General features: G+C 73.7%; 28 protein-coding genes. 11 read left to right on the forward strand and 17 right to left on the reverse strand.

All coding sequences use genetic code 11. The features are described from left to right. Positions 1-3: 3 nt before the first annotated feature. From AC2H4J_RS11375 to AC2H4J_RS11390, 4 genes are read right to left on the reverse strand one after another with little or no spacing between them, the layout of a single operon-like run. Positions 4-840 carry a tyrosine-protein phosphatase gene (locus AC2H4J_RS11375; RefSeq protein ID WP_487464984.1) on the reverse strand — a complete coding sequence of 279 codons (837 nt, stop codon included), beginning with the start codon at positions 838-840 and terminating at the stop codon, positions 4-6. Further along, positions 837-1,724: a 3-methyladenine DNA glycosylase gene (locus AC2H4J_RS11380; protein WP_487464985.1), complete on the reverse strand. Its 888-nt coding sequence runs from the start codon at positions 1,722-1,724 to the stop codon at positions 837-839. Before AC2H4J_RS11380 ends, AC2H4J_RS11375 begins: the two co-directional genes overlap by 4 nt. 22 nt (positions 1,725-1,746) lie before the next feature. Then, positions 1,747-3,699, reverse strand: a complete 1,953-nt coding sequence (locus AC2H4J_RS11385) for a helix-turn-helix domain-containing protein (RefSeq protein WP_487464986.1) — start codon at positions 3,697-3,699, stop codon at positions 1,747-1,749. A 17-nt stretch (positions 3,700-3,716) separates the two neighbouring features. Then, positions 3,717-4,472 (reverse strand): 3-hydroxybutyrate dehydrogenase, encoded by a 756-nt coding sequence (locus tag AC2H4J_RS11390; RefSeq protein WP_487464987.1) that lies wholly within the window; start codon positions 4,470-4,472, stop codon positions 3,717-3,719. Positions 4,473-4,661: 189 nt separating this feature from the next. Here AC2H4J_RS11390 and AC2H4J_RS11395 point away from each other — a divergent pair, with 189 nt between their 5' ends. After that, entirely contained in the window at positions 4,662-5,444 is a 783-nt protein-coding gene (locus AC2H4J_RS11395; protein WP_487464988.1) for an SDR family NAD(P)-dependent oxidoreductase, read from the forward strand. Here AC2H4J_RS11395 and AC2H4J_RS11400 read toward each other — a convergent pair. The 11 genes from AC2H4J_RS11400 to AC2H4J_RS11450 all read right to left on the reverse strand — a co-directional run bounded on the left by AC2H4J_RS11400 (position 5,441) and on the right by AC2H4J_RS11450 (position 13,541). After that, positions 5,441-5,599: a hypothetical protein gene (locus AC2H4J_RS11400; RefSeq protein WP_487464989.1), complete on the reverse strand. Its 159-nt coding sequence runs from the start codon at positions 5,597-5,599 to the stop codon at positions 5,441-5,443. The two genes, AC2H4J_RS11395 and AC2H4J_RS11400, sit on opposite strands and share 4 nt — an antisense overlap. A 139-nt stretch (positions 5,600-5,738) precedes the next feature. After that, positions 5,739-7,577 carry an acyl-CoA dehydrogenase gene (locus AC2H4J_RS11405; protein WP_487464990.1) on the reverse strand — a complete coding sequence of 613 codons (1,839 nt, stop codon included), beginning with the start codon at positions 7,575-7,577 and terminating at the stop codon, positions 5,739-5,741. Positions 7,578-7,734: 157 nt separating this feature from the next. Beyond that, entirely contained in the window at positions 7,735-8,109 is a 375-nt protein-coding gene (locus tag AC2H4J_RS11410; RefSeq protein WP_487464991.1) for a LapA family protein, read from the reverse strand. Positions 8,110-8,167: 58 nt separating this feature from the next. Continuing rightward, on the reverse strand, positions 8,168-8,320 hold the full coding sequence (locus tag AC2H4J_RS11415) for a hypothetical protein (RefSeq protein ID WP_487464992.1): 153 nt from the start codon (positions 8,318-8,320) through the stop codon (positions 8,168-8,170). Between the two features lie 78 nt (positions 8,321-8,398). Further along, complete coding sequence (locus AC2H4J_RS11420; protein ID WP_487464993.1) at positions 8,399-8,824, reverse strand: hypothetical protein; 426 nt, start codon at positions 8,822-8,824, stop codon at positions 8,399-8,401. Between the two features lie 15 nt (positions 8,825-8,839). Continuing rightward, positions 8,840-9,466 carry a TetR/AcrR family transcriptional regulator gene (locus tag AC2H4J_RS11425; protein WP_487464994.1) on the reverse strand — a complete coding sequence of 209 codons (627 nt, stop codon included), beginning with the start codon at positions 9,464-9,466 and terminating at the stop codon, positions 8,840-8,842. 151 nt (positions 9,467-9,617) lie between these two features. Then, complete coding sequence (locus AC2H4J_RS11430; protein WP_487464995.1) at positions 9,618-9,755, reverse strand: hypothetical protein; 138 nt, start codon at positions 9,753-9,755, stop codon at positions 9,618-9,620. A 92-nt stretch (positions 9,756-9,847) separates the two neighbouring features. Further along, the gene (locus tag AC2H4J_RS11435; protein ID WP_487464996.1) at positions 9,848-10,726 is read right to left on the reverse strand and encodes a metal ABC transporter permease; all 879 of its coding nucleotides are present in this window, start codon (positions 10,724-10,726) and stop codon (positions 9,848-9,850) included. After that, the gene (locus AC2H4J_RS11440; protein WP_487464997.1) at positions 10,723-11,517 is read right to left on the reverse strand and encodes a metal ABC transporter ATP-binding protein; all 795 of its coding nucleotides are present in this window, start codon (positions 11,515-11,517) and stop codon (positions 10,723-10,725) included. Before AC2H4J_RS11440 ends, AC2H4J_RS11435 begins: the two co-directional genes overlap by 4 nt. Continuing rightward, a complete protein-coding gene (locus tag AC2H4J_RS11445; protein ID WP_487464998.1) occupies positions 11,514-12,446 on the reverse strand; it encodes a metal ABC transporter solute-binding protein, Zn/Mn family in 933 nt (310 codons plus the stop codon). The genes AC2H4J_RS11440 and AC2H4J_RS11445 overlap by 4 nt, the downstream gene beginning before the upstream one ends. A gap of 78 nt (positions 12,447-12,524) precedes the next feature. Continuing rightward, positions 12,525-13,541: a TIGR03617 family F420-dependent LLM class oxidoreductase gene (locus AC2H4J_RS11450; RefSeq protein ID WP_487464999.1), complete on the reverse strand. Its 1,017-nt coding sequence runs from the start codon at positions 13,539-13,541 to the stop codon at positions 12,525-12,527. Positions 13,542-13,608: 67 nt separating this feature from the next. Here AC2H4J_RS11450 and AC2H4J_RS11455 point away from each other — a divergent pair, with 67 nt between their 5' ends. From AC2H4J_RS11455 to AC2H4J_RS11485, 7 genes are read left to right on the forward strand one after another with little or no spacing between them, the layout of a single operon-like run. After that, entirely contained in the window at positions 13,609-14,316 is a 708-nt protein-coding gene (locus AC2H4J_RS11455; RefSeq protein WP_487465000.1) for a TetR/AcrR family transcriptional regulator, read from the forward strand. 41 nt (positions 14,317-14,357) lie between these two features. Further along, the gene (locus AC2H4J_RS11460) at positions 14,358-15,152 is read left to right on the forward strand and encodes a TIGR03084 family metal-binding protein (RefSeq protein ID WP_487465001.1); all 795 of its coding nucleotides are present in this window, start codon (positions 14,358-14,360) and stop codon (positions 15,150-15,152) included. Continuing rightward, positions 15,149-16,855, forward strand: coding sequence for an acyclic terpene utilization AtuA family protein (locus tag AC2H4J_RS11465; protein ID WP_487465002.1), 1,707 nt, complete (start codon positions 15,149-15,151; stop codon positions 16,853-16,855). The genes AC2H4J_RS11460 and AC2H4J_RS11465 overlap by 4 nt, the downstream gene beginning before the upstream one ends. Then, entirely contained in the window at positions 16,852-18,465 is a 1,614-nt protein-coding gene (locus tag AC2H4J_RS11470) for an acyl-CoA carboxylase subunit beta (protein ID WP_487465003.1), read from the forward strand. Before AC2H4J_RS11465 ends, AC2H4J_RS11470 begins: the two co-directional genes overlap by 4 nt. 8 nt (positions 18,466-18,473) lie before the next feature. Further along, a complete protein-coding gene (locus tag AC2H4J_RS11475) occupies positions 18,474-20,453 on the forward strand; it encodes an acetyl/propionyl/methylcrotonyl-CoA carboxylase subunit alpha (protein ID WP_487465004.1) in 1,980 nt (659 codons plus the stop codon). Continuing rightward, on the forward strand, positions 20,450-21,607 hold the full coding sequence (locus AC2H4J_RS11480) for an acyl-CoA dehydrogenase family protein (RefSeq protein ID WP_487465005.1): 1,158 nt from the start codon (positions 20,450-20,452) through the stop codon (positions 21,605-21,607). Before AC2H4J_RS11475 ends, AC2H4J_RS11480 begins: the two co-directional genes overlap by 4 nt. Before the next feature lie 53 nt (positions 21,608-21,660). Then, positions 21,661-23,226, forward strand: a complete 1,566-nt coding sequence (locus AC2H4J_RS11485; RefSeq protein ID WP_487465006.1) for an AMP-binding protein — start codon at positions 21,661-21,663, stop codon at positions 23,224-23,226. On the opposite strand, the gene AC2H4J_RS11490 is transcribed toward AC2H4J_RS11485, so the two are convergent. Together AC2H4J_RS11490 and AC2H4J_RS11495 are read right to left on the reverse strand one after the other, a co-directional pair. Next, positions 23,223-23,372 (reverse strand): hypothetical protein, encoded by a 150-nt coding sequence (locus AC2H4J_RS11490; protein WP_487465007.1) that lies wholly within the window; start codon positions 23,370-23,372, stop codon positions 23,223-23,225. The two genes, AC2H4J_RS11485 and AC2H4J_RS11490, sit on opposite strands and share 4 nt — an antisense overlap. Positions 23,373-23,406: 34 nt before the next feature. Further along, complete coding sequence (locus tag AC2H4J_RS11495; protein ID WP_487465008.1) at positions 23,407-24,330, reverse strand: ribokinase; 924 nt, start codon at positions 24,328-24,330, stop codon at positions 23,407-23,409. A gap of 54 nt (positions 24,331-24,384) precedes the next feature. Between AC2H4J_RS11495 and AC2H4J_RS11500 the strand changes: the two genes are divergently transcribed. The 3 genes from AC2H4J_RS11500 (at position 24,385) to AC2H4J_RS11510 (ending at position 26,924) form a co-directional block, all read left to right on the forward strand. Continuing rightward, positions 24,385-25,086 carry a class I SAM-dependent methyltransferase gene (locus AC2H4J_RS11500; protein WP_487465009.1) on the forward strand — a complete coding sequence of 234 codons (702 nt, stop codon included), beginning with the start codon at positions 24,385-24,387 and terminating at the stop codon, positions 25,084-25,086. A 73-nt stretch (positions 25,087-25,159) separates the two neighbouring features. Next, on the forward strand, positions 25,160-26,188 hold the full coding sequence (locus AC2H4J_RS11505; protein ID WP_487465010.1) for a type III polyketide synthase: 1,029 nt from the start codon (positions 25,160-25,162) through the stop codon (positions 26,186-26,188). A 79-nt stretch (positions 26,189-26,267) separates the two neighbouring features. Next, the gene (locus tag AC2H4J_RS11510; protein ID WP_487465011.1) at positions 26,268-26,924 is read left to right on the forward strand and encodes a response regulator; all 657 of its coding nucleotides are present in this window, start codon (positions 26,268-26,270) and stop codon (positions 26,922-26,924) included. The last annotated feature ends 3 nt before the right edge of the window (positions 26,925-26,927 follow it).

Below are 26,927 nucleotides of genomic sequence, written 5' to 3' on the forward strand. Positions count from 1 at the left end.
CCGCTATCCGCGCAGCCGCGCCCGCAGCGCCGACCGCTCCCCGGTGCCGAAGCCGTGCGCGTCGAGCCACCCGACCGGACCACTGAACCGCTCGTCCAGCACGGTGAGCAGACGGTCCATCGTCTCCGCCCGGGGGGTGTGGCTGGCGATGTCGCGCTGCTCCATGTCCTCGGCGTAGGTCGGGGAGGCGGCCAGCTTGGCGACCAGCGCCTCGATGACGTCGGCCGTCATGGCGTAGTCGGCGACGATCTCCTCGTGCGGGACGTCGGCCACCGCCAGGGCGAGCGCCACGACGACCCCGGTGCGGTCCTTGCCGGCGGCGCAGTGCACGACCGACGAGCCGGGCTCCGCGACGGTGAGCGCGCGCAGCGCGTCGACCACGTGATCGGACCGGTCGCTGAGGTACCCGAGGTACGAGCGGACGGCGGGCGGCAAACCCTGGTCGTGCTCCGCCGTCATGCGTGGGAGGAGGGTCTCCACCCAGCCGGAGGACAGGTCGCCCAGCGGGGCGTCCTCCTCCTCGACCGCGAACACGTCGGTGTGGTGGCCCCGCTCGGGGAGCAGGCTGAAGTGCCGATGGACGACGTCCGGGACGTCGCGCAGCGGGCCGCGGCCCTCGAGCAGGATCTCGGCGGTCGTCCGCAGGTCGATCACCTCGCGCAGGCCGAACTGCGTGCGCAGGCGGACGACGTCGTCCGCACTCAGGGTCTGCAGGTTGTCGCTGCGCAGGATCCGGCCGGGCACCGTGCGCGCGCCGTCGGCGGTCGGCAGGCCACCGAGGTCGCGCATGTTGGTCGTCCCGTCGAGCCGCACCCAGCGGTCGGTGCGCGTGGCAGTCACCCGTGCGACGGTACGGCGTCGCGCAGCAGGACGTCGCAGACCTCCAGGAGCCGCCGGCGCAGGACGGCACCGCGCTCGGCGAACCCGCGTTGGGCGGCCACGTAGATCGCCTTGCCCTCGGGCGTCTCGATCGCGACCGGCGCGTACCCGTGGCCGGTGAGGTCGTAGGGGGACGCACGCATGTCCAGCTCGCGGATCTCGGCGGCCAGCTCGAAGCAGTCGGCGACCAGCTCGCCCGGGGTGGCCGGGCTGAGCTTGTAGGCCCACTTGTAGAGGTCCATGCCGGCGTGCAGGCAGCCGGGCTGCTCCAGCGCGGGCTGGGTCTCCCGGGTCGGCTGCAGCCGGTTGCGCGGCACGGCGGACGGCGTGAAGAAGCGGAACGCGTCGAAGTGCGTGCACCGGATCTGGTGCGACTCGACGACGGCGTCCGTGCCGTCGGCGCCCAGCCGCAGCGGCACCGCATGGCGGGTCTCGCGGTCGCGGTAGACCATCGCCCACTCGTGCAACCCGAAGCACCCGCCGAAGGCCGGCCGCGACGCGGTCGCAGCGAGCAGATCCCGGACGAAGCGGACAGTGTTCCCGCGATCGGCGAGGAAGGCCGGGACGTCCAGCCGCACCGCACCGTCCGGTTCGGTGGCGTACCCGCGCCGGCCCGCGTGCGGAGCAGGGCCGGCCAGAGCCACCCCCGGTCCCGGATCCCAGCGGCGCAGCCGCCCCGGGACCTGCGAGTAGTAGGTGAAGAGGAAGTCGTGCACCGGGTGGTTCTCGCCCCGGCGGCGGCGCTCCCGGTGCGGCGCCGTCCACCGGTCGATCCGCGCCTCGTGCGCCGCCGTCCGTGCCGCCCACTGCTCCACCGGGAGCAGGGTCGGCGGGGCGGGAAGCACCCGCCCAGGGTAAGCGGCGCGGTCAGCTGCCCGGGGTGTCGCCGGTGAGGCGATGCAGGCGGAGCGCGAGCTGGATCTCCAGCGCCCGCTCCGGCGTCGACCAGTCCTTGCCGATCAGCCGGCTGACCCGCTCCAACCGCTGGGTGACGGTGTTGACGTGAACCTGGAGCCCCTCGGCGGCCCGCGCCGGGGACGCGCCTGCCGCGAAGTACGCCTGCAGCGTGGCGACCAGGTCGGTGCCACGGCGTCCGTCGTACTCCAGGACGGGGGCCAGGGTGGTCTGCACGAAGCTCCGCACGTCGCGGCCCTCGCCGACGAGCAGCCCGAAAAACCCCAGATCCGCGGCGCTCGCGGAATCACCGGTGCGCCCGAGGGCGACGAGGGTCGCCGCGCAGCGCCCGGCCTCGGCGTAGGCCGTGGCCACCGCGGCCGGTCCTCGCACCGGCCCGGCGCCGCCGACCGTCACGGGATCGACCCCGGCGGCGGCCAGTTCGCGCCGCACCGTGCTCGCCGCGTCGGCCGGTGCCAGGTCGGGCAGGCAGAGCACCACGGACCCGTCGTGCAGGGCGGCGAGACCGCCCCGGGTGGCCGCCAGGTGGCTGGCCCCGGCCAGCGCCCGGCCGACCGCGCGCTCGTCGACCCGGGCCACCACCACCGCGAGCGGCCGGTCCAGGTCGGCACCCAGTCGGCGGGCCCGCTCGCGCACGCCCTCCGGGTCGCGCACCTGGGCGCCGAGCAGCTCCTCGAGCAGCTCCCCCCGCACCCGGTTCTCGGCCTCCCCGGCCGTGCGCCGGATCAGCAGCAGGAGGGCGGTCACCAGGGCTGCCCGCTCGAGGATTCGCTGATCGGCGTCCGACAGGACGGCATCGCGTTGCAGGACCAGCCCGCCGAGCAGCTCGTTGTCGACGGTGACCGCGGCGGTCCACCAGCTGCCGTCCCGCACGGTGCGACCGGTCGAGCGGGCCAGGGTGAGCGCCCCGGCCGGGTCGGGTGGGAGCCCGCAGCACTCCGCACCGTCCGCGGGCCGCGGCGTCGGCCGCCCCTCCTCGTCCAGCACGGTGATGGTGCCGCCGAGCGCCTCTGTCACCGCGACGGCGACGTCCTCGACCCCGCCGCCCCGCAGGACGACGTCGATGAACCGGTCGTGGGCACCGGCGGCCCGCTCGACCGACGTGGTGTGCGCGCGCAGCTCGCGGCTGGCCGCGGACAGCTCGTCCAGCGCCGCGCGGGTCTCCTCCAGCAGGCGGGCGTTGTCCAGCGCGATCGCCGCGTGCGCCGCCAGGGAGCCGAGCAGCGCCACCTCGGACCGGTCGAAGGCGCGCTCGCTCCGGTCGGCCGCGTAGAGCACCCCGATGACCTGCGATCCGCGGATCAGTGGAACGCCGAGGATGGCCACCAGCCCCTCGTCGCGGACGCCGTCGTTGATCTCGGTGGTGTGCCGGAACCGGGCGTCGGCGAAGTAGCTGGAGGTGGCGTACGGCGCCGACGTCTGGGCGACGAGGCCGCCGAGCCCGCTGCCCATCGGCAGCCGCAGGGCCTGGAAGCGCGCCGACACCGAGCCGTCGGTCACCCGCATGTAGGTGTCGCGGCGCGCGTTGTCGTTGAGCGTCAGGTACGAGACGTCGGTGCCGAGCAGCTGGCGCGCCCGGCGGACGATGGCGGTGAGCACCGAGTCCACCCCCCGCAGCGCAGCCAGGTCGTTCGCGGTGTCGAACAGCGCCGACAGCTCCGACTCCCGCCGCCGTCGCGCCGCGAAGGCCTCGCGCACCTGCAGAGCGAGCAGCTTGAGGCGTTCGAGCTCGGCGAGCTCGTCGCCGTCCACGCCCGCCGCGCGGGCCCGCACGACCGGCCGCTCGTAGGCGATCGCGGCCGCGTCCTCGAGCAGCAGGTGGAAGTACTCGGCCGCGCGGCCTCCGGCGGGCCGGGGCCCCTCTCCGGCGGGCGCTCGCGCAGGGGAACGGTTCACGCCGGGCATTCTCGCCGGTTGGGCACTCAATGCGCGCTCCAGCCACCGTCCATGACCATCGACGTGCCGGTCACCGACGTGGCCGACGGCGAGCAGAGCCAGGACACCGCGTCGGCGACCTCGGCCGGCTCGATCAGCCGCTTGATCGCCGCGGGGGCGAGCATGACCTGCTCGACGACGTCGTCCTCGCTCAGTGCGTGGGCCCGCGCCTGGTCGGCGATCTGGCCCTCGACCAGGGGGGTGCGCACGTAGGCCGGGTTCACGCAGTTCGAGGTGACCCCGTGCTCCGCCCCCTCCAGGGCGATGACCTTGGAGAGCCCCTCCAGGCCGTGCTTGGCCGTGACGTAGGCGGACTTGTACGCCGAGGCGCGCAGGCCGTGGATGGAGCTGATGTTCACGACGCGCCCCCAGCCCTGCGCGTACATGTGCGGAAGGGCGCCGCGGACCAGCCGGAAGGGCGCTTCGAGCATCAGCCGCAGGATGTAGGAGAACCGGTCGACCGGGAACTCGTGGATGGGCGCCACGTGCTGCAGGCCGGCGTTGTTGACCAGGATGTCCACGGCGAGGTCCAGGCCGTCGACGGCCGTCAGGTCGGACAGGTCGACGGCCACGGCTGTGCCGCCCACCTGCGCCGCGACCGCCTCGGCCGCGTCGGCGTCCCGGTCGACGACGAGGACGTGCGCACCGTCGGCCGCGAGCCGTTCCGCGCACGCGCGGCCGATCCCGGAAGCCCCACCAGTGATCAGGGCACGCCGTCCGGAGAGGGTCGTGGGAGCCGCCATGTCGGGGAGGCTAGGCGCTGGTCCCGGCTGTCCCTAGGGCTGTCACGCACACGGTGGAGGCCGTGCTTATGGGCGACGGCACCACGGCCCGCCGCGCGGTCGGTCGGTCGAGCGCCACCCGGCACCGGCTGACAAACTCGGGCGGCCACACCACCCGATCCGATCGACGACCCAGCGGAGGCGCAGCCCATGCGTGTGCACGACCCCGACCGGCGGAATCTGCTGGAGGGCCGGGTCGCCCTCATCACCGGCGGCGGGGGCAGCCTGGGGCGCGCCACGGCGAGGCTCTTCCTGAAGGAGGGCGCCCGGGTCGTCCTGGCCGATCGGAATCCCGACGCCCTCAAGGCCGCAGAGGCCGCACTCGACGACGTGAACGTGTCCGGGGTGGCGTGCGACGCGACGAGCGAGGGCGACGTGGCCCGTGCGATGGAGATCGTCGTCGACCGGCACGGGTCGCTCGACGTGCTGGTGGCGAGCGCCGGGACGCCGGCCTCCACCGTGCCGGTCACGGAGGTCGACGTCGAGGAGTTCGACGACCTGGTCGCCGTCCACGTGCGCGGAGTGCTGCTGGCCTGCAAGCACGGGCTGCGCGTGCTGAGCGACGGCGGCAGCGTGGTGATCGTGTCGAGTGTCGCCGGGCTGCGCGCCGCGGCCGGGGAGAGCGTCCGCGCGGCCGTCGAGCATGCGCAGGTGGGCTTGATGCGGTCGGTGGCGAAGGAGGCGGCCACCCGCCACATCCGGGTCAACACCCTGCACCCGGGGCCCATGGCGAACGACTTCCAGGCGGGTGTCGAGGAGCGGCTGACGCCGGTGCTCGGCACCGACGCGACCGCGTCGCTGAACCGGCAGATCCCGCTGGGACGGCACGCTCGCCCGGAGGAGATCGCGAAGTCGGTGCTCTACCTCGCCTCGGCCCAGAGCAGCTTCACGACCGGGAGCACGCTCGTCGTCGACGGCGGGATGAGCGCTTAGTCCGGCTCGTTGCCGGGCCGGACGACGCCGTCGTCGGCCTGCGCGTCGTCGTCCGTCGTGAGCGGGGCGCCGCCCTCATCCGTGCCCTGGGTGCCCGCGGCGGGGTCGGTGGTGTCGGGCGAGTCCTGGTAGCCGGTGTTCTCGGGCTCGGTCATGTCTCCAGCCATGCCCCTGGTGCGCGGCCCGAAACGACAGCGGCCGCCCCCACGACGGTGTGGGGGCGGCCGCTGGTGTGGCTCCGCTGCAGGGGCCCGCCGCGAGCTTGCGAGCGGTGGGGGGCAGCGGGGTCCTTTCTCAGAAGGCCGCTTCGTCGACCTCCATCAGGGCGTTGTCGGTGTTCTCGACGATCAGCCGCTCGGAGGTGAGCCGCGGCAGGACCTGCGTGGCGAAGAAGCGGGTCGCGGCGAGCTTGCCCTCGTAGAAGAACCGGTCCTTCTCGCTCACCTCGCCACCCAGCGCGGCGAGTGCCACCTCGGACTGGCGGATCAGCAGCCACGCGGTGATCAGGTCACCGGTGGCCAGCAGCAGCCGGCTGGTGTTCTGCGCGACCTTGTAGAGCGAGGTCATGTCCTCCTGAGCGGCCGTGAGGTGGCCGAACATCGCGGTGAGCATGCCCTGGACGTCGGAGAGGGCGGTGGCCAGCAGCGCCCGCTCCTCCTTGAGGCGGCCGTTCCCGACCTCGGCGTCGATCGTCGCCTGGATCTGCTCCGCGACCCAGGTGAGGGCGACGCCGCCGTCCTTGACGATCTTCCGGAAGAAGAAGTCCTGGCCCTGGATCGCCGTCGTGCCCTCGTACAGGGTGTCGATCTTGGAGTCGCGGATGTACTGCTCGATCGGGTAGTCCTGCAGGTAGCCCGAGCCGCCGAGGGTCTGCAGCGACTCCGCGGTGAGCAGCTGGGTGGCCCGCTCTGAGCCGAAGCCCTTCACGATCGGCAGCAGCAGGTCGTTGATGCGCTCGGCCAGCTTGGCCTTCTCCGCATCGCCCACCGCGTCGGCGTCGATGACCTGGTCGCGGAAGCTGGCGGCGTACAGGTAGAGCGCCCGCATGCCCTCGGCGTAGGACTTCTGCAGCATCAGCGAGCGGCGGACGTCGGGGTGGTGGGTGATCGTCACGCGCGGGGCGTCCTTGGACGTGGCGGTGAGGTCGGCGCCCTGCACGCGGGTCTTCGCGTAGTCCAGCGCCACCTGGTAGCCCGCCGACAGCGTCGCGATGGCCTTGGCGCCGACGAACATGCGCGCGTGCTCGATGACCTTGAACATCTGCGCGATGCCGTCGTGCACCTCGCCGACCAACCAGCCCTGCGCCGGCAGCGGACCGTCGCCGAAGGTGAGCTCGCAGGTCGTGGAGACCTTCAGGCCCATCTTCTTCTCGACGTTGGTGACGTACACACCGTTGCGCTCGCCCAGTTCGCCGGTCTCGAGATCGACGTGGAACTTGGGGACGACGAACAGGGACAGCCCCTTCGTGCCGGCCTTCGCGCCCTCGGGACGGGCCAGCACCAGGTGGATGATGTTGTCGCTCAGGTCGTGCTCGGCCGACGTGATGAACCGCTTCACGCCGGTGATGTGCCACGAGCCGTCGGGCTGCTGCACGGCCTTCGTGGTGCCGGCGCCGACGTCGGAGCCGGCGTCGGGCTCGGTGAGCACCATCGTGGCGCCCCAGCCCTTCTCCAGCATGAGCTCGGCGAGCTTCTTCTGGTCCGGGGTGCCCAGCTCGTCGAGGACGGCGGCGAACGCCGCACCCGAGCCGTACATGAAGACGGCCGGGTTCGCGCCCAGGACCATCTCGAACGCGGCCCAGGTCAGCGCATGCGGGGCGCCGAAGCCGCCCAGGTGCTCGGGGACGTCGAGACGCCACCACTCGCCGTCGTTGATCGCCTTCATCGACTTCTTGAACGACTCGGGAAGCGTGACCGAGTGCGTGGCCGGGTCGAACACCGGCGGGTTGCGGTCGGCGTCGGTGAAGGACGCGGCGATCGGGCCCTCGGCGAGCTTGCGGATCTCAGCCAGCACCCCGCGGGCGGTCTCGGTGTCCATCTGCTCGAACGGCCCCGTGCCGAAGCGGTCCTTGGTGTCCAGGAACTCGAAGAGGTTGAACTCGAGGTCGCGGAGATTGGCGGTGTAGTGGCTCATGACGCTGCGCTCCCGTGCTCCGTGCCGGTGAGCGGCGGTTTCCTACTCACCAGTAACAAACGGTATTACTCACGAGTAGCAACGAGCAAGTCCATCGCCGGTGACACGCTCATAGGGGTCGGATTCCACCGGTCCCAGGACGATGAGGAGCCGGTTCTCAGCGGTTGCGGCGCCGCGCCCGCATCACCGCCCCCAGGAGGCCGGCCACGAGCGCGCCGAGGACGGCAGCGATCACGAGGGCGAGCACCAGCGGCGCCTGGACGTCGGTGAACACGAGGCTGATCTGCACCGTCTGCGTGTTGAACATGACGAACAGCACGAGCACGACGGTGACGAAGACCAGCAGGGCGGCGGCGAGGCTGCGGCCGATCGTCCGCCCGGTGCGCCGCGGTCGCGGCGGTGCCTGCTGCGGTGGTGCGGGCGTGGTCCCGCCCGTGGCGATGGTCGGCGGGTTCGCGGCGTCCGCGGCCGGGACCCCGATCGTCGGGTCGGTGCCGGGAGCGCTGGTTGGTCGGGGCTCGGAAGTGGTCACGCCCTGAGTGTGGGTGCCGCACGGGACGCCCGCTGCTCAGCGCGCCGTCCCCGTGACCTCAGTGTGCGTCGGGCTCGGTCTCCGCCGGGGGATAGCTCGGCCCCGCGACCGAGTCCCCGCCTCCGCCCTGGGATTCCTCGTCCCCGGGCGGCGCCACCTCGCTGCCGAGTGGGCCGGCCTCGCGCTCGTCGTCCGGTGTCGGCGTCGTCACGGCAATGACACTGTCACCCTCCGGGCGACACCGCGACCAGGTGCCGTTCCCCGGCGCCGCTGAGCGGTCCACGGCCGTTCACTCGTGGAGGGCTGGTCCCGCCTCGTGCTCGGGGTGGCCCTTCGTCCGCTCGGACTGCTTCATCCGCGCCTCGAACACGTGCCGGTCGCCGTCGGCCAGCTCGTCGCGTGCGCGCGCGTCGAGGTCGCGGAAGGCGCCCCAGTAGTTCGCGTCGAAGTCCTCGACGACCTGGAAGGTCCACCGGTCGGCGATGACGTTGCGGCCGACCAGGTCGCGGTCGAGGTCGTCGGCCAGCGCGCCATGGCCGGCGTCCCGCAACATCCGCACGGCGTCCTGGAGCAGGCGGTCGGCCTTGCCGGTCAGCTGGTGGAAGCCGTACAGCAGGCCGCGGGCCTGGTCGACGGTCTCGAGGGCCTCGGAGAGCTTGCCGAGCCCCTCGACCGTCGCGTCGTCGAGGTCGGGGCGGGTGCGGTCGTCGGACACGCTCCCATCCTCAGGTCAGACGCGGGACGCGGCCAGCTCGATCAGGCGCTCGGCGAGCTGGCGGCCGTGCGCAGCGGGACCGTCGGGGCCGAGGAGGCCGCCGGAGAGGTACATGCCGTCGATGATCAGGTGGATCTGCGCCGCCAGGTCCTCACCGGCACCCGGGACGATCTGCTCGGCCAGCCGCTCGAGCCTGCCGTACAGCTCGAACTTGTAGTCGGCGGCCGCACTGCGGGCGGGGTGCTGCGGGTCGTCGTACTCGCTGCTGACGTTGTTGAACGGGCAGCCGCGGAAGCCGGTGCGGGTGACGTCCCGCTCGACGGCGTCGACCACCGACAGCAGTGCGGCCCGCGGGTCGCCCTGGAGGCGGACCAGCTCGGCGTCGATGAACGCGAGCACGGTGGCGGACTTGCGGGCGAGGTAGGCGCCGACCAGGTCGTCCTTGCTCTTGAAGAGCCGGTAGACCGTCATCTTGCCCAGGCCGGTCTCGCGGACCAGCTCGTCCATGCCGACGCTGCGGGAGCTGCGACCGGCGAAGAGTCGCTCGGCGGTGTCCAGCACGATCGCCTGGCGCTCGGCACGGCTGCGGCGAACGGGTCCGGTTGCGTCGTCTGCGGGAGCGAGGGACAGGGCGGCGGTCACGTCAGCGATCGTGCCGCACATCCGTGACGGAGCAGTTCGCGGCACGCCGGAGATGGTTGCTCTGGGTGACGAGAGGCGTCCGGGTTACCCGGGACGCCGGGGAGCGGTGGGGCTCCTGGGGTGGGCGACGTGACTCTGCGTCAGCGTCGGTTCAGTTGCGGCGGACCCGGCGGGGGTTGGCCAGCATGCGGGCGACGGTCACGGTCGCCTGCTCGGGGGTGCCGGACTCATCGGTCTGGGCCTCGGTGGAGTCGTCGGATACGCGGACGTCGTGAGCAGAGTCGGCCATGTACACAGCGTGCCCCCGCTCGGCGCGCGGGCAAACGCCCGAACCGGTGATCTGTGCCGCAACCGCTGAGAGATCGCTCACGCCGGCCCAGGTCAGTGGCGGTGGTGGGCGTCCACGAGGGGTTCCGCCGGACGTCGTTGCCGCCGTCCGACCACCGCGAGGACGAGGACCCAGGCGCTCACCGCCAGTGACACGATGAAGAAGCTCGGCGGCAGGTCGACCATCGCCGCCAGCACCAGGCCGCCCCACACGGCGCCGAGCGCGAGCGCGACGGAGATCAGCGCCACCCGGATCGGCCGGGCCGTGATCCGGAGCGCGGTCGCGGCCGGAGTCACGACCAGGGCGAAGAGCAGCAGGGTGCCGACCACCTGGACCGCCATGGTGATGGTTAGGGCCAGGAGGACGACGAACGCCAGGCCGAGGGCGCGCACCGGGACCCCGCGGGCCTCGGCCACCGCGGGATCGACGGAGGCGAAGACGAGCGGCCGGGCGAGGACGGCGAGCGTGCCGACGACAGCGAGGGTGAAGGCGCCGTAGATCAGCAACTGGTCGCGCGAGATCGCGAGCAGGTTGCCGAAGAGCACCGAGGTCGTGGTGCTGGCGTTGGCGCTGGCCAGCGAGGCGAACAGCACGCCCAGCGCCGTGGCGAGGGCGAGGATCGTGCCGGTGGCCATCTCCCGGTCGGCCACCCGCCGTCCGAACAGCCCGATCAGCAGGCCGCCACCGATGCAGAAGACGGCCAGCCCGAGGGTCACCGGCGCACCGATGAGGATCGCGCCGGTGGCGCCCGGGAAGCCGATGTGTGCGAGCGCGTGCGCAGCGAAGGCGTTCTGCCGGGTGATGACGAAGTAGCCGAGCAGGCCCGCGGCGACGGCCACGAACGAGCCGCCGATCAGCGCGTGCACCATGAACGGGCTCTGCAGGATCTGCAGCCAGTTCGACTGGAACTGAACCGACGCCAGTGCGCTCATCGGATGTCCCGCCAGGCGGCGCGGGTGAACAGGTCGCCCTGCGCCGTCCGGACGACGCCCACCGGGGTGCCGTAGAGGTGGGTGAGCAGCTCCTCCTGCACCACATCGGTGATCGGGTCGTGGTGCGGGTGGCCGTCGAGCAGGTAGATCGCCTCGGTGAGCACCGGCAGCATGGGGTTCAGGTCGTGGGCGACCACCATGATCGTGACGTCGCGGTCCCGGTGCAGCTCTCCGAGCAGCCGCACGATCTCCTGCTGGTTGCGCAGGTCGAGGTTGGCCAGCGGCTCGTCGAGCAGCAGAAGCTCGGCGTCGTCGACGATCGCCTGGGCGATGGCGACCCGCTGCTGCTGGCCGCCGGAGAGCTCCGACATCCGCCGGTCGGCGAACTCGAGTGCCCCGACCCGGCGCAGCGCGTCGTCCACGCGCGCCCGCTCGGCCGCGGAGGTGGGCCGCAGGCCGAACCGGCCCCCGGTGAGACCGAGGGTGACCAGGTCGCGGCAGCGGATCGCGTGTCCGAGGGCGGCGGTGTAGTTCTGCGGCACGTAGCCGATCCGCCGGTTGCCGCGTCGGGGGGCGGCGCCCAGTACCTCGACCCGGCCGGTGGCGGCGGGCAGCAGGCCGAGGGCGAGCTGGAAGAGCGTCGTCTTGCCGGCGCCGTTGGGCCCGATGACGCCGACGACGGCGCCGGACCGCACGCTGAACGTGCCCTCCGACCAGACCGTGCGACCCCCGCGGACGACGCTGACGTCAGTCATCGCGAGGGCGGGCGGGCGCTCGTCCGGGGCGGTCACGAGGTCCCGCCCAGGGCGTTCGAGAGCTCCGTGAGCTGGGCCAGTTGCCACGCGACGAAGGAACCCTCCGCGTCGGGCGGCGATTCCGAGACCTCGACCACCGGCACGCCCGCGCGCTCCGCGGCGGTGCGCAGCTGCGTCGGGACGGTTCCGCTGGTCTGGGTGTTGTAGACGAGGACGTCGATGCTGCCGTCGGCCAGCGCGGCATCGAACCCGGTGAGATCGGCGGGCGCGGGCTCGCTGTCGTTGCTCGAGGCGCGGCGGTAACCCTCGGGGGTTGCGTCCCGCAGTCCGATCGCGGCGGCCATCCGGTCGAACACGGGCTCGGTGGCGGCGTACGTGTGTCCCGGAGCCAGCGCGGACAGCCTCCGGACGGCGGCGTCGTACGGGACCAACGCGTCGGTCCAGGCGGTGGCCCGCGCAGCGAGGTAGTCGGCCGCCTTCGCCGTCGCGAGCCGCGACAGCGCGCCGTGCACCGCGTCGGACATCTCGTGCACGACGTCGGGGGAGTACCAGAGGTGCGGGTCGGCGCCCGAGGCCGCGACGCCGGCGACGTCGGCAGCGCTGACCACGGCGGGCTCGGGATCGAGGGCGGACACGGCGTTCTCCGCCCAGTGGTCGTAGTCGGCGCCGTTGAGCACCACGAGGTCGGCGGAGGAGATGGCGGCGAGCGCGGACGTGCCCGGTTCGAAGTCGTGCGGGTCGATCGCCGCGGAGGAGATGAGGGTCGTCACCGTGGCGCACGCGCCGCCCAGCTGCCGGACGAGGTCACCCCACTGGCCCACGGACACCACCACGTCGACGACCTCGCCCGGGCAGGTCGCCGGATCGCCCGGGGAGACGGCGCTGGTCGCGGCGCCGGCCGAGCACCCCGAGACGGTGAGCGCGACGAGGGACGCCAGAGCGGCGGCGGCGGTGGTCCGGTGCACGACGGCGGAACTCCTCGTTACTGACAATGATTCCCAATGCCAGTATGCCCGAGACGTCCGGCCTGGGGACGGCCAGGATCAGTGGAAGGCGCGGACGAGGGGATCCCACAGGTCCAGGGACGCCGGGTAGGAGGCGTACACGCTGAACCGGTCGACCAGGCCGTCGTAGCGCCGGCGCACCTGCGCGGCCACGTCGTCCGGCTCCGCGACGACGGCGAAGGTGCCGAGCACCTCGTCGTCGACCAGGTCGCGCATCGCCGTCCACTTGTCCTCGCGGCGGCCGACCGACAGCGCATGCAACTCGTCGGCGAGGCTCTCCCAGCCGTGCAGTGCGAGGACGGGTCGGTAGGCGGGTGTGCTGCCGTAGAACGCGATCGTGCCCTTCACCGCGGCCGCTGCGGCCGCCATCTCCTCCTCCGTGCGCCCGCTGACGACCAGACCGGGCAGGGTGACGGCCACCGCGGAGCGCTCGCGGCCGGCGGCGGACAGGCCCTCCTCCAGCGCCGGGAGCGTCCGCTCGCGCAGGTATCGCTCGGTCGTGAAGCCGTGCACCAGCAGCCCGTCGGCGACCTCGCCGGCCAGCCGGGTCATCAGCGGCCCGACGGCGGCCAGGTAGACCGGCGGTGCGCCCCACTCGTGCGGTTCCGGCGAGAACATCGGAGTCATGAGGGTGTGCCGGTAGTGCTCGCCCTGGAACCGGAGCGGCGAACTGTGCTGCCAGGCATCCCAGATCGCGTGCAGCGCCCCGATGAACTCCCGCATGCGAGCGGCCGGCGCGGTCCACGGCATCGAGAACCGCCGCTCGACGTGCGCCTTGATCTGGGTGCCCAGGCCGAGGACGAACCGTCCGCGGGTGTAGCGCTGGAGGTCGTAGGCCGTGGTCGCCAGCGTCATCGGGGAGCGTGCGAAGGCCACCGCGATGGCCGTCCCGACCTGCAGGCGCTCGGTGGCCTGGCCAGCGGCGAGCAACTGCAGGAACGGATCGTGAGCCACCTCGGAGGCCCAGAGCGCGGAGTAGCCGCGCGCCTCGATGTCGCGGGCCGTGGCCGGCACGTCGTCGAATCCGGCGGAGAGCAGGGCGGCATCGAGGAGCACGACTCGGAAGACTGCCGCACGGCGCCGGTGCTGGCCAGACCCGACTGTCCGTCCGTACGGTCAGCGCGTGGTCACCGCGCAGGACTCCGTGCCGCGTCGCGACAGCCGCCGTGCGGAGATTCTGGATGCGTTCACCCGGGCCGTCGCCGAGCGCGGCTACGACGGCACCAACTTCGGCGACCTGGCGGCCGAGCTGGGCATCAGCAAGGGCACCATCGTCCACCACTTCGGCACGAAGGACGCGCTGCTGCGCGAGCTGCACGAGAACTACATGCGCCGCCGCCTGGCCGAGGTGCGCGCTGTCTGGACCCGGCTGGTCGAGCCGGCCGAGCGGCTGGCGGCCTTCGTCCATCTCGGCGTCCGCTACCAGGTGGTCGACCGGTGGGCGACGGTCGCCTTCCAGCGCGAGGTGGTCCGCTTCGCCGCCGATCCGGGCATGGAGACGTCCCAGGCGCTGCGCGGCGAGTACCGCGAGCTGGTCGAGAGCGTGCTCGCCGACGGCGTGGCCACCGGCCGCTTCCGACCGGGGGACGAGCGGCTGCGCACGCTGCAGCTCTTCGGCGCGGTGCACTGGATGTGGACCTGGTTCGACCCGGCCGGCCCACGATCGGTCGCCGAGGTGGCGGAGTCGTTCGCCGACTCCGTCCTCGCGGGCGTCCTCGTCGATCCCGCTGCGGCTAGGGCACTGGCCGCCCCGGACGGGCAGGTCGCGCGCGTCGTGGAGGAGGCGCTGAGCGCGGCCCTTGACGGCGACGCCGGTTCCACCGCAGGCTGACCGTACGGGCGGTCAATGCGATCGCCGCGGGTGGAGGTGACATGGCGGACCCGGCAGGGCTGCTCGCCGACCTGGCCGCCGAGGGGGACGCCCTCGAGGCGGTCGTCGCCGGTCTCGAGGACACCGCCTGGCTGATGCCCACCCCCGCGGAGGGTTGGACGACCGCCCACGTGATCGCTCACCTGGCGTGGACCGACGAGCAGGCCCTCCAGGCCGCGCGGGACCCTGATGCGTTCCGGCAGGGCGCCAGCGCGGCGGCGGACACGCTGGCCCGCGCGGTCGACGACGCTGCTGCCGAGGGGGCCACGACCGCCCCCGAGCAGCTCCTGACGCGATGGCGGACCGGGCGCGCGGCGCTCGCCGAGGCGCTGGGCTCCCTTCCCGCCGGCACCAAGCTCCCCTGGTACGGGCCGCCGATGAGCGTGGCGTCCATGGCCACGGCGCGACTCATGGAGACCTGGGCGCACGGGCTGGACGTCACCGACGCCCTCGGCCTGCCGCCGTCGGTCTCCGCGCGGCTGCGGCACGTCGCCCACATCGGCGTCCGGACCCGGGACTTCGCGTTCGCGCAGCGGGGGCTTCCCGCGCCCGCCGAAGCGTTCCACGTGGAACTGACGGCGCCCGACGGCTCGATCTGGGCGTGGGGGCCGGACGACGCCGCGCAGCGGGTGACCGGCCCGGCGCTGGACTTCTGCCTGCGGGTCACCCGCCGCCGGCACCGGGCCGACCTCGCCCTGGAGGCCACCGGTGCCGATGCCGACCGCTGGCTGGACATCGCCCAGGCCTTCGCCGGCCCGCCGGGGAAGGACCGCCCCGCTGCGGGTGCCGGCGCATGACCGCGCCGCTGCGGATCGGCAACGCGTCGGGCTTCTACGGCGACCGGCGGTCCGCCGTCCGGGAGATGCTCGAGGGCGGACCGCTCGACGTCCTCACCGGTGACTACCTCGCCGAGCTGACGATGCTGATCCTCGGACGGGACCGCGCGAAGGACCCCGCCCGGGGCTATGCCCGCACCTTCCTCGCGCAGATGGAGGAGTGCCTCGGGCTGGCGGCGGACCGCGGCGTCCGGATCGTCGTCAACGCCGGCGGGCTGCACCCCGCCGGGCTCGCTGCTGCGCTGCGGGAACTCGCGGAGCGGCTGGGGGTGCCCTCCGCGATCGCGCACGTCGAGGGCGACGACCTGCTCCCGCGCGCGGCCGAGCTCGGTCTCGGCGTGCCGCTGACCGCCAACGCCTACCTCGGCGCGTTCGGGATCGCCGAGTGCCTGCGCGCCGCCGCGGACGTCGTCGTCACCGGGCGGGTCACCGACGCCTCGCTCGTGGTGGGGCCCGGGATCGCGCACTTCGGCTGGGGGCGCGACGACCTGGACGCGCTGGCCGGCGCGGTCGTGGCCGGGCACGTCCTCGAGTGCGGGGCCCAGGCCACCGGCGGCAACCTCTCCGCGTTCGACGAGCACCCGATCGAGCAGCTGCTGCACCCCGGGTTCCCGCTGGCCGAGCTGGCCGCCGACGGCTCGTGCGTCATCACCAAGCACCCGGGTACCGGCGGCGTCGTCGACCGGGACACCGTCACCGCGCAGCTGCTCTACGAGATCACCGGCCCGCGGTACGCCGGCCCGGACGTGGTGGCCCGGTTCGACACGATCCGGCTCTCCGACGACGGCCCCGACCGCGTGCGCATCTCGGGCGTGCGCGGAGAGGCTCCGCCCCCCACGACGAAGGTCTGCCTCAACGCCCTCGGCGGCCACCGCAACGAGGTCACCTTCGTGCTCACCGGCGACCGGATCGAGGCCAAGGCGGCGTTCGCCCGCGCCCAGTTCGAGGCGGCCCTGCCCGCGCGGCCCGCGGAGATGACGTGGTCGACCGTCGGGGTCGAGCGCCCGGATGCCGACACCGAGGCCGGCGCCAGCGTGCTGCTGCGCTGCGCCGCGCTCGACCCCTCGGCGGACGTCGTGGGCCGGGCGTTCAGCGGCGCCGCCGTCGAGATGGCGCTGGCCGGCTATCCCGGGTTCCACCTGACCGCGCCGCCGGGCAACGGTTCACCGTTCGGCGTCTACACGGCGGCCTACGTGCCACAGGACGCCGTCCCGCACGTCGCCGTCCGGCCCGACGGCACCCGGATCGGCGTCCCCCCGCCGGCAGTGACCTCCTCCCCGGACAGTTGCGCTCCGCTCACACCGGCGGAGCAGAGCGCAACTGTCGGCGGACCCACCCAGCGGGCGCCGCTGGGTGCGGTGGCGCAGGCGCGGAGCGGGGACAAGGGCGGGACGGCGAACGTCGGTCTCTGGGCGCGGACGGACGACGCCGCGGCCTGGCTGGCCGCGACCCTCACGCCCGCGAAGATCCGCGAGCTGCTGCCGGAGGCGGCGGAGCTGCCGGTGACCGTGCACGTCCTGCCGAACCTGCGGGCCGTGAACGTCGTCATCGACGGCCTGCTCGGCCGCGGGGTGGCCGCCAGCACCCGGTTCGACCCGCAGGGCAAGGCCGTCGGTGAATGGCTGCGTGGCCGCACCCTCGACATCCCGGAGGCTCTTCTGTGACCCGCTTCCGTTCGACGCTCGACCCCGCGTCGGGGCAGTTCGCGGCGAATCGCGACGCCATGCTGGCGGCGCTCGACGCGCTGGACGCCGAGCACGCCAAGGCGCTGGCAGGCGGTGGCGACAAGGCCGTAGCCCGGCACCGGAAGCGCGGCAAGCTGCTGCCCCGCGAGCGGATCGAGCTGCTGGTCGACGTCGACAGCCCGTTCCTCGAGCTCTCGCCGCTGGCCGCGTGGGGCAGCGACTTCGCCGTCGGCGCCAGCGTGGTCACCGGGGTGGGTGTGGTCGAGGGCGTCGAGTGCGTGCTGATCGCGAACGACCCGACCGTCCGCGGCGGCGCGAGCAACCCGTGGACGCTGAAGAAGACGCTGCGGGCGATGCAGATCTCCCGGGAGAACCGGCTGCCGCTGATCAACCTGGTCGAGTCCGGCGGCGCGGACCTGCCGACGCAGAAGGAGATCTTCATCCCCGGCGGACAGCTGTTCCGCGACCTGACCCGGCTCTCGGCGGCCGGCATCCCGACCATCGCGCTGGTCTTCGGCAACTCCACCGCCGGCGGCGCGTACGTGCCCGGCATGAGCGATCACGTCGTGATGGTCGACGGCGGGGCCAAGGTCTTCCTCGGCGGCCCGCCCCTCGTGCGGATGGCGACCGGCGAGGTCGCCGGCGAGGAGGAGCTCGGTGGCGCGGCCATGCACGGCCGGGTCAGCGGCCTCGCCGACCACGTCGCTGCCGACGAGCTGGACGCGCTGCGCATGGGACGGCGGATCGTCGCGCGGCTGAACTGGCGCAAGCGCGGCCCGGTGCCGGGTCCCTCGGTGGTGCCGCGGTACGCCGAGGAGGAACTGCTCGGCATCGTCGGCGACGACCTGTCCCGACCCTTCGACCCGCGCGAGGTGCTCGCCCGCGTCGTCGACGACTCCGACTTCGACGAGGTCAAGCCGCGGTACGGGCCGTCGCTGGTGACCGCGTGGGCCCGCATCCACGGTCATCCGGTCGGCGTCCTGGCCAACGCGCAGGGCGTGCTGTTCAGCCAGGAGGCGCAGAAGGCCGCGCAGTTCATCCAGCTGGCCAACCAGACCGACATCCCGCTGGTGTTCCTGCACAACACCACCGGCTACATGGTCGGGCGCGAGTACGAGCAGGCCGGCATCATCAAGCACGGCGCGATGATGATCAACGCCGTCTCGAACAGCCGGGTGCCGCACCTGTCGGTGCTGCTGGGCGCCTCCTACGGCGCCGGCCACTACGGCATGTGCGGCCGGGCCTACGACCCGCGTTTCCTGTTCGCCTGGCCGTCGGCCAAGTCCGCGGTCATGGGTCCGGCGCAGCTGGCCGGCGTGCTCTCGATCGTGGCCCGCGCCGCCGCCGAGGCGCGCGGGATGCCCTACGACGAGGACGGCGACGCCGCGATGCGCGCGGCCGTCGAGGCGCAGATCGAGGCGGAGTCGCTGCCGATGTTCCTGTCCGGCCGCGTGTACGACGACGGCGTCATCGACCCCCGCGACACCCGGACCGTCCTCGGGCTGTGCCTCTCGGCCATCGCCAACCGCGAGATCGAAGGCGTAGGTGCTGGCAGGGGAGACGCCGGCTTCGGCGTCTTCCGGATGTGAGCGCCCGAATGCCATACCCCAAGAAGCAGCCAACCCGTGTACTCGTGGCCAACCGCGGCGAGATCGCCCGCCGGGTCTTCCGCACCTGCCGCGACCTCGGCATCGGCACCGTCGCCGTCTACTCCGACGCGGACGCCGACAGTCCGCACCGCGCCGAGGCCGACCGCGCCGTCCGGCTGCCCGGCTCAGCGCCCGCCGACACCTACCTGCGCGCCGACCTGCTGATCGACGCCGCCCGCAGCGCCGGCGCGGACGCGGTGCACCCCGGCTACGGGTTCCTGTCGGAGAACGCCGGCTTCGCGCAGGCGGTGCTCGACGCGGGGCTGACCTGGATCGGGCCGCCGCCGGCCGCGATCGCCGCGATGGGCTCGAAGGTCGAGGCGAAGAAGCTGATGGCCGCCGCGGGCGTGCCCGTGCTGCCCGAGCTGGACCCGGCGCAGCTGACCGACGCCGACCTTCCGGTGCTGATCAAGGCGAGCGCCGGCGGTGGCGGTCGCGGCATGCGGATCGTGCGCGACGTCGCCGAGCTGCCGGGAGCCGTCGAGTCGGCCAGGGGAGAGGCCGAACGGGCCTTCGGCGATCCCACCGTCTTCTGCGAGCCCTATGTCGAGGCCGGGCGCCACCTCGAGGTGCAGGTGCTCGCCGACGCCCACGGCACGGTCTGGTCACTCGGCGAACGCGAGTGCTCGCTGCAGCGCCGGCATCAGAAGGTCGTGGAGGAGACCCCGTCGCCGACGGTGGACGACGCCCTGCGGGCCGACCTGTCGGCGGCTGCCGTGGCCGCGGCGAAGGCGATCGACTACGTCGGCGCCGGCACGGTGGAGTTCCTGGCCCGTGGCGACGGCACGTTCTGGTTCCTCGAGACCAACACCCGGCTGCAGGTCGAGCACCCGGTGACCGAGTGCGTCACCGGGCTGGACCTGGTCGCGGAGCAGCTGCGGATCGCGGCGGGGGAGCGCCTGGCGGCCGCCCCGCCGGAGCCCCGCGGGGCGTCGATCGAGGTGCGGCTCTACGCCGAGGACCCCGCACAGGGCTGGCGGCCCACCGGCGGGGTGGTCCGCCGGCTGGCGGTTCCCGCGGTGCGGGCGGAGTTCGACGTCCTCGACCGGCCGGGGATCCGCCTGGACGCGGGCGTCGTCGACGGCACGCCCGTGGGCACGGCCTACGACCCGATGCTGGCCAAGGTGATCGCCTGGGCGCCGACGCGTGCGGAGGCCGCCGCCCGTCTGGCCGCGGCCCTCGCCGGAGCCCAGGTGCGCGGCGTGGCCACCAACCGCGATCTGCTGGTCCGCACGCTGCGGCACCCCGACTTCCTGTCCGGCCGCACCGATACCGGCTTCTTCGACCGGATCGGGGTCGACGTCCTCGCCGCGCCGCTGGCCGGCCCGCCGGAGCGGGAGCTCGCGGCGCTGGCCGCAGCCCTCGCGGGCGCCGCCACCCGGCGCCGGGACGCGCGGGTCCTGGGGGAGCTGCCCAGCGGGTGGCGGAACGTCCCGTCCCAGTTCCGGCGCGCCGCGTTCGACGTCGCCGGCGAGACGGTCGAGATCGGCTACCGGCAGGCCCGGGGCGGGTTGCTCGTCGAGGGCCGCGACGACGTAGTCCTCGTGTCGGCGACCCCGGACGACGTCGTGCTCGAGGTCGCCGGCGTGGAGCACCGCCTCCGGATCTCCGGTGCCGACGGTTCCGAGGCCGACGTGGAGGGCGACGGCTGGTCGGTGGCGCTCCGCCCGGTGCCGCGCTTCCCGGAGGCCGGGGCGACGCTCGCCGAGGGTTCGCACGTCGCCCCGATGCCCGGCACGGTGACCGCCGTCCACGTGGCGGTCGGCGACGAGGTGAGCGCGGGGCAGTCGCTGCTCGTGCTCGAGGCCATGAAGATGCAGCACCCCGTTGTGGCCGGGGCCCCCGGCGTGGTGCGCTCCCTGGACGTCGTCCAGGGGGCCCAGGTGGACGCAGGCGCGGTGCTGGCCGTGATCGAGGGAGAAGAGTGAGTCTGGACTTCGACGAGGGCGACGAGCTGCGCGCGCTGCGATCGGCCGTCGCCGACCTCGGCTCCCGGTACGGGCAGGCCTACTTCCTGGAGCAGGCGCGGGCCGGCGGGCGCACCGACGCGCTGTGGGCCGAGGCGGGCAAGGCCGGGTTCCTCGGCGTCAACCTGCCCGAGGAGTACGGCGGTGGGGGCGGCGGCCTGGTGGAGCTGTCGATCGTGCTCGAGGAGCTGGGCGCCGCCGGGTGCCCGCTGCTGATGATGGTCGTGTCGCCGGCGATCTGCGGCACGGTCATCGGGAAGTTCGGCACCGACGAGCAGAAGCAGCGCTGGCTGCCCGGGCTCGCCGACGGGTCGCTGACCATGGCGTTCGCGATCACCGAACCCGACGCCGGCTCCAACTCGCACGAGATCAGCACCGCGGCCCGCCGCGACGGCGACGAGTGGGTGCTGTCGGGGCAGAAGGTCTGGATCAGCGGCGTCGACCAGGCGGATGCGCTGCTCGTCGTCGGCAAGCTGGCCGATTCCGGCAAGGGCACGCTGCGGCCGGCGCTGTTCGTCGTCCCCACGGATGCCCCGGGGCTGACCGCGCACCGGATCCCGATGGAGATCATCTCGCCGGAGGGGCAGTTCCAGCTGTTCCTCGACGACGTCCGGCTGCCCGCCGATGCTCTCGTGGGCCACCCGGACCAGGGCATCGCGCAGCTGTTCGCGGGGCTCAACCCGGAGCGGGTCATGGCGGCCGCCTACTCGCTGGGGGTGGCCCGGCTGGCGATGCGCAAGGCCACTGCCTACGCCCGGGAGCGGCAGGTCTGGGGCACGCCGATCGGCGCCCACCAGGGCCTCGCGCATCCGCTGGCGGCCTGCCAGATCGAGATCGAGTGCGCCCGGCTGATGACGCAGAAGGCGGCGTGGCTGATCGATGCCGGGCAGGACGCCGGCACGGCGGCGAACAGCGCCAAGTACGCCGCCGCCGAGGCCGCGGTGCACGCCGTCGACCAGGCGATCCAGACCCACGGCGGCAACGGGCTGTCGCAGGAGTACGGCGTCGCCGCGCTGCTGGCGATGTCCCGCGTGAGCCGGATCGCCCCGGTGAGCCGGGAGATGATCCTCAGCTTCGTCGCCCAGCACGACCTGCAGCTCCCCCGCTCCTACTGACCCCCCAACGCGACGGTTTGTGCACAAACCGTCGGACAACCCGGAGGACGACGATGTCCGAGCCGCGCATGCACACCAGCGAGTTCCCCGCGGTCGAGATCCCCTCGACACCCATCTACGAGACCGTGCTGGCCGGCGCCGCGGCCCGCGGGGACCACCCGGCGCTGGTCGACGGCGTCACCGGGCAGACGATCAGCTACGGGCAGCTCGCGCAGATGGTCGAGCGGATGGCCGCGGGGTTCGCCGAGATCGGCGTGACGCCCGGAGACGTCGTCGCGCTGCACAGCCCGAACACCGTGCTCTACCCGGTCGTCTTCTACGCAGCGAGCCGCGCGGGCGCCACGGTCACCACGCTGTCGGCGATGACCACGGCCAAGGACATGGCCAACCAGCTCGACGACAGCAAGGCCATCCTCGTGGTCACCGTCGGCGCGCTGCTCCCGGTCGCCGTCGAGGCCGCCGGCGACCGGCCGGTCTGGACGTGTGACGTCGTCGAGGGCCATCGCAGCGTCCAGGAGCTGCTCGCGTCGACCGGGCCGGTCCCGGAGGTCGCCACGGACGCCGCCGAGGACGTCGCGGTGCTGCCCTACTCCAGCGGCACCACGAGCCTGCCCAAGGGCGTGATGCTCACCCACGCCAGCATCGGCGTGAACCTGCGGCAGATCGCGGCGCTCCGCCCGATGACGCCGGAGGACCGGATCATCGCCGTCCTGCCGTTCTTCCACATCTACGGCATGACGGCGCTGATGAACCTGCCGCTGCAGGCCGGCGCGACGGTCGTGGTGCTGCCCCGGTTCGACCTCGAGCAGTTCCTCTCCGTCCTCGAGCGCGAGCGGATCACCAAGGTCTTCGTCGCGCCGCCGGTGGTCGTCGTCTTCGCCAAGCACCCCGCGGTGGCCGGCCGCGACCTGTCCGCGGTCACGTCGATCGTCTCCGCCGCAGCGCCGCTGGACGCCGAGGTGGCCGGGATCGCCGCCGAACGGCTGGGCGTGCCGATCACCCAGGCCTACGGGATGACCGAGCTCTCGCCCGGGACGCACCTCGTCCCGATCCCCCAGGAGGCGGCCGCCCCGCCGGGGACCGTCGGCAAGCTCGTGCCGAGCTCCGAGGCGCGGCTGGTCGACGTCGCCACCGGGCAGGACGTCGGCCCGGGCGAGGAGGGCGAGATCTGGATCCGCGGGCCGCAGCGGATGAAGGGCTACTTCGGGCGGCAGGAGGAGACCGACACCCTCATCGACGCCGAGGAATGGCTGCACACCGGCGACATCGGCATCGTCGACGACGACGGCTGGTGGTTCGTGGTCGACCGCGTCAAGGAGCTGATCAAGTACAAGGGCTACCAGGTGGCGCCGGCGGAGCTGGAGGCGCTGCTCCTCACCTCGCCGGACGTCGCCGACGCGGCGGTCATCGGGGTCTACGACGAGAGGGGCGACGAGGTGCCCAAGGCGTTCGTCGTCCGTGCGCCGGGCAGCGGGGCGACCGAGGACGACGTCCTGGCGTTCGTCGCCGAGCGCGCGGCGCCGTACAAGCGCGTGCGCCGGGTCGAGTTCATCGACGCGGTGCCGAAGTCCGCCAGCGGCAAGATCCTCCGCCGGGAGCTGCGGGTGCGGGAGGGCTAGGAGCTCGGGGTGTCGGCCCCTCCGCCGGTGTCGGCGCCCTCCGCGGGATCCTCGGGGTGCGGCGTCTGTCCGCCGGCGCCGGTGCCCGGGGGGTCGCCGCCCTCGGCCGGTTCGGCGGTGTGCTGCTGGTCGTCGGGCTCGGTCATGCCGAGCCTGTGCCCGTCTCCGCGCGCCGGAAACTCAGTCCACCGGGACGGCGTCGGGCACCCGGGGGAGGAGCGCGCGGACGGCGTCGTCGTCGGGCAGCGCGCCGCGGGCGCCCGGCCCGGTGGTCGACAGCGCCGCCGCGGTGACCGCGTACCGGACGGCGGGGCCCAGCTCCGCGCCCCCGGCCAGGGCCTGGGCCAGCGCGCCGCAGAAGCAGTCGCCGGCGCCGGTGGTGTCGACCGGCGTCACGGCGGGTGGGGCCTGGAGCAGCGCGGCGCCGTCGGCCGGCACCACGAGGGCACCCCGGGCGCCCAGCGTCACCACCACCGAGCCGGAGCCGACCGCGCGGGCGAGCTCCGCGAGTTCCGACGGCGACCGCTCGCCGTCCGTCACGCCGGCGAGCCGGGCCAGCTCGTGCTCGTTGGGCACCAGGACGTCGACCTCGGCCAGCAGCTCGTCCGGCAGGACGGCGGGCGGCGCCGGGTTGAGGACGACGGTCCCGGTGGTCGCCCGGGCGGCGGCGAGCACCGTCTCCAGCGGCACCTCCAGCTGCAGCAGCAGCACGGTGGCCCGGTGCACCGACTCGACGTCGGCGTCCGCGGGCCGCAGCGCGGCGTTCGCGCCGGGCACCACGACGATCAGGTTCTCGCCGGTGCCCTCCTCGACCGGGATGGTGGCGCTGCCGGTGGGCGCGCCCGCGGTCGCGTGCACCCGGCTCACGTTCACCCCGGCGGCGGCCAGCGCGGCGAGCTGCCGGTGGCCGGGGGCGTCCTCGCCCACCCGGCCGACCATGTGCACGCCACGCCCGAGCCGGCCCGCCGCCGCTGCCTGGTTGGCGCCCTTCCCGCCCGGCGCCACCTCCACACCGCCGCCGATGACGGTCTCCCCCCGTCCGGGCAGCCGGGGGACGGCGACGAGGACGTCCTCGTTCAGGCTGCCGACGACGGTGACGGACACTTCGCGGTACCTCCGGGGCAGACGGGACGGGCGACGAACAGCGATCATGGTGCCGTGACGGGGCGACAGCGCAACGACCCGGCCCAGTACGCCGAGCTCAACGACGAGTGGTGGGCCCCGCACGGGGAGTTCGCCGCGCTGCACTGGCTGGCGGCCTGGCGTGCCCAGCACCTCCCGCCGGCCGGCCGCGAGGGCGCCGTCCTGGTCGACCTGGGGTGCGGCGGGGGACTCATGGGCCCGCACGTGGCGCCGCTGGGCTACCTGCACGTCGGCGTCGACATCGGACGGCCCGGCCTGGAGCTGGCCCGAGCACACGGGGTGCGGCCCGTGGCCGGGTCCGCGCTGCAGGTGCCGCTGGCCGACGGCTGCGCGGACGTGGTGCTGGCCTGCGAGGTGCTCGAGCACGTCGAGGACGACGTCGCCGTGCTCGCGGAGTGCGCGCGGCTGCTGAAGCCGGGTGGCCTGCTGCTGCTCGACACGCTCGCGGCCACACGGTTGTCGGTGCTGATCAACGTGCACCTGCTGGAGCGGCTCCCCGGCGGGCCGCCCCGGGGCCTGCACGACCCGGCGCTGTTCGTGGACCGGAAGCAGCTGCTGGCCGCTGCCGGACGACTGGGCCTGGACCTCGAACTGGTGGGGCTGCGCCCGTCGATGCGCGAGGCGATCGCCTGGAGGTTCGGCCGACGCGATCTGGTGACCATGAAGACGCACCGGTGGACCGGCAGCGTCTTCGCCGGGATCGGCCGGAAGCGCTGAGACGGCGTGCGGGAAGGCTGCGACGTACCGTCGAAGGCATGACGCGGAGTCCGTCGGCCCCCGAGCCGCCCGCATGAGCAGCGCAGTCGTCACCGGGGCCGGCTCCGCGCTGCCGGCGACGCTGGACCAGGACGCGGTCTGGGAGGGCTACTTCGCCCGCCACTACGACGGGGTGCGGGCGGCCCGCCGCATCTTCGCCGGCGCCGGTGTGCGCAGCCGGCACGCGGTCGCGAGCCCGCTCGACGAGGACCTCAGCACCTGGGGCACCGGCGCCCGGATGGAGCGCTACGTCCAGGAGGCGCTGCCGCTGGGCAAGCAGGCCGTCGCGGGCGCCCTCGACGCCGCGGGCCTGCCGCCGGGGGAGGTCGGCCTGTTCGCCGTCGCCACCTGCACCGGCTACGCCACCCCCGGCCTGGACATCCGCCTGGCCAGCGATCTCGGCATGCCGCCCGGGCTGCAGCGGCTGCTGGTCGGCCACATGGGCTGCTACGCCGCGATCCCGGGGCTCGCCGCGGTGAGCGACTTCGTGACGGCGCGCACCCGTCCCGCGGTGCTGCTCTGCTGCGAGCTGACCAGCCTGCACGTGCAGCCGGCGCAGCCCGACCTCGAGCAGGTCGTGGCCCACGCCCTGTTCTCCGACGCCGCCACCGCGGTGGTCGTCGAGCCCGACGCCGGGCGCGGTCGCCGGCTCGCGGGGATCGTCGCTCGCACCGATCCGTCCACCGCCGACCACATGACCTGGGACGTCACCGACCTCGGCTTCCGGATGGGGCTGTCCCCGCGGGTGCCGGACGTGCTCTCCCGCCACGTGGGCGGCGTCGTCGACGAGCTGCTCGGCACGGCAGGGCTGCGCACGGAGGACGTCGCCGGGTGGGCGGTGCACCCCGGAGGTCCGCGCATCCTGGACGTGGTCCGCGACGAGCTGGGCCTGACCGAGGAGCAGATGGGGGCCTCCCGGCGGGTGCTCGCCGAACACGGCAACTGCTCGTCGGCCACGGTGCTGCTCGTGCTGCAGGAGCTCGCCGACGTCGACGGGCCGGTGGTGGCGATGGCCTTCGGCCCCGGGCTCACGCTCTACGCCGCCCTCCTGCTGCCGGCGTGACCGTTCTGGTTCCGGAGAGGGTCGGAAGGCCCTAGTCTCCGAGCTTCCTGGTTCCCCACGCGCCGGGAGGAGGCAGGCCGTGGACCCACTGCCCCCGCCTGTGCGGGCGTTCCTGGTCGACGATCACGAGGTCGTGCGCCGCGGTGTCGCCGAGGTCCTCGAGGACGACACCAGGATCGTCGTCGCGGGCGAAGCGGGGTCGTGCGCCGAGGCGCTCGCCCGGGTGCCCGCCGTACGCCCGGACGTCGTCCTGCTCGACATGCGGTTGCCCGACGGGGACGGCGCGACGCTCTGCCGGCAGCTGATCGCGCGGATGCCGGGGTTGCACTGCCTGGTGCTGACGAGCTACTCGGAGCAGGACGCGCAGGAGGCCGCCCTGCGCGCCGGGGCGGCGGGCTTCCTGCTCAAGCAGGTGCGCGGGCCGGCGCTGGTGTCGGCGGTGCACACCGTGGCGCGCGGCGGCAGCCTGTGGGACGACGTCACGGCCGCCGTCCCCCGGTCGCGCGGAAGTGCGGGCGCGGGGGGCGACCGGCTGGGCACGCTCACCGACCAGGAGCGCTCGGTGCTGCGGTTGATCGGCGAGGGGCTGACCAATCGGCAGATCGGCCAGCGGATGGGGCTCGCGGAGAAGACCGTCAAGAACTACACCAGCCACCTGCTCGCCAAGCTGGGCCTCGAGCGGCGGACGCAGGCGGCCATCCTGGCCACACAGCTGCGGGAACCGCCGCGGGGGTGAGGA

It is taken from the genome of Blastococcus sp. OS1-29 (assembly GCF_057628075.1).

Bases quoted from the DNA above. Each gene is read 5' to 3' on its own strand.
- AC2H4J_RS11385 (WP_487464986.1), bottom strand. From the start codon at position 3,699: ATGCCCGGCGTGAACCGTTCCCCTGCGCGAGCGCCCGCCGGAGAGGGG.
- AC2H4J_RS11390 (WP_487464987.1), bottom strand. From the start codon at position 4,472: ATGGCGGCTCCCACGACCCTCTCCGGACGGCGTGCCCTGATCACTGGT.
- AC2H4J_RS11395 (WP_487464988.1), top strand. From the start codon at position 4,662: ATGCGTGTGCACGACCCCGACCGGCGGAATCTGCTGGAGGGCCGGGTC.
- AC2H4J_RS11400 (WP_487464989.1), bottom strand. From the start codon at position 5,599: ATGACCGAGCCCGAGAACACCGGCTACCAGGACTCGCCCGACACCACC.
- AC2H4J_RS11405 (WP_487464990.1), bottom strand. From the start codon at position 7,577: ATGAGCCACTACACCGCCAATCTCCGCGACCTCGAGTTCAACCTCTTC.
- AC2H4J_RS11430 (WP_487464995.1), bottom strand. From the start codon at position 9,755: ATGGCCGACTCTGCTCACGACGTCCGCGTATCCGACGACTCCACCGAG.
- AC2H4J_RS11435 (WP_487464996.1), bottom strand. From the start codon at position 10,726: ATGAGCGCACTGGCGTCGGTTCAGTTCCAGTCGAACTGGCTGCAGATC.
- AC2H4J_RS11460 (WP_487465001.1), top strand. From the start codon at position 14,358: ATGGCGGACCCGGCAGGGCTGCTCGCCGACCTGGCCGCCGAGGGGGAC.
- AC2H4J_RS11465 (WP_487465002.1), top strand. From the start codon at position 15,149: ATGACCGCGCCGCTGCGGATCGGCAACGCGTCGGGCTTCTACGGCGAC.
- AC2H4J_RS11475 (WP_487465004.1), top strand. From the start codon at position 18,474: ATGCCATACCCCAAGAAGCAGCCAACCCGTGTACTCGTGGCCAACCGC.
- AC2H4J_RS11485 (WP_487465006.1), top strand. From the start codon at position 21,661: ATGTCCGAGCCGCGCATGCACACCAGCGAGTTCCCCGCGGTCGAGATC.
- AC2H4J_RS11490 (WP_487465007.1), bottom strand. From the start codon at position 23,372: ATGACCGAGCCCGACGACCAGCAGCACACCGCCGAACCGGCCGAGGGC.
- AC2H4J_RS11505 (WP_487465010.1), top strand. From the start codon at position 25,160: ATGAGCAGCGCAGTCGTCACCGGGGCCGGCTCCGCGCTGCCGGCGACG.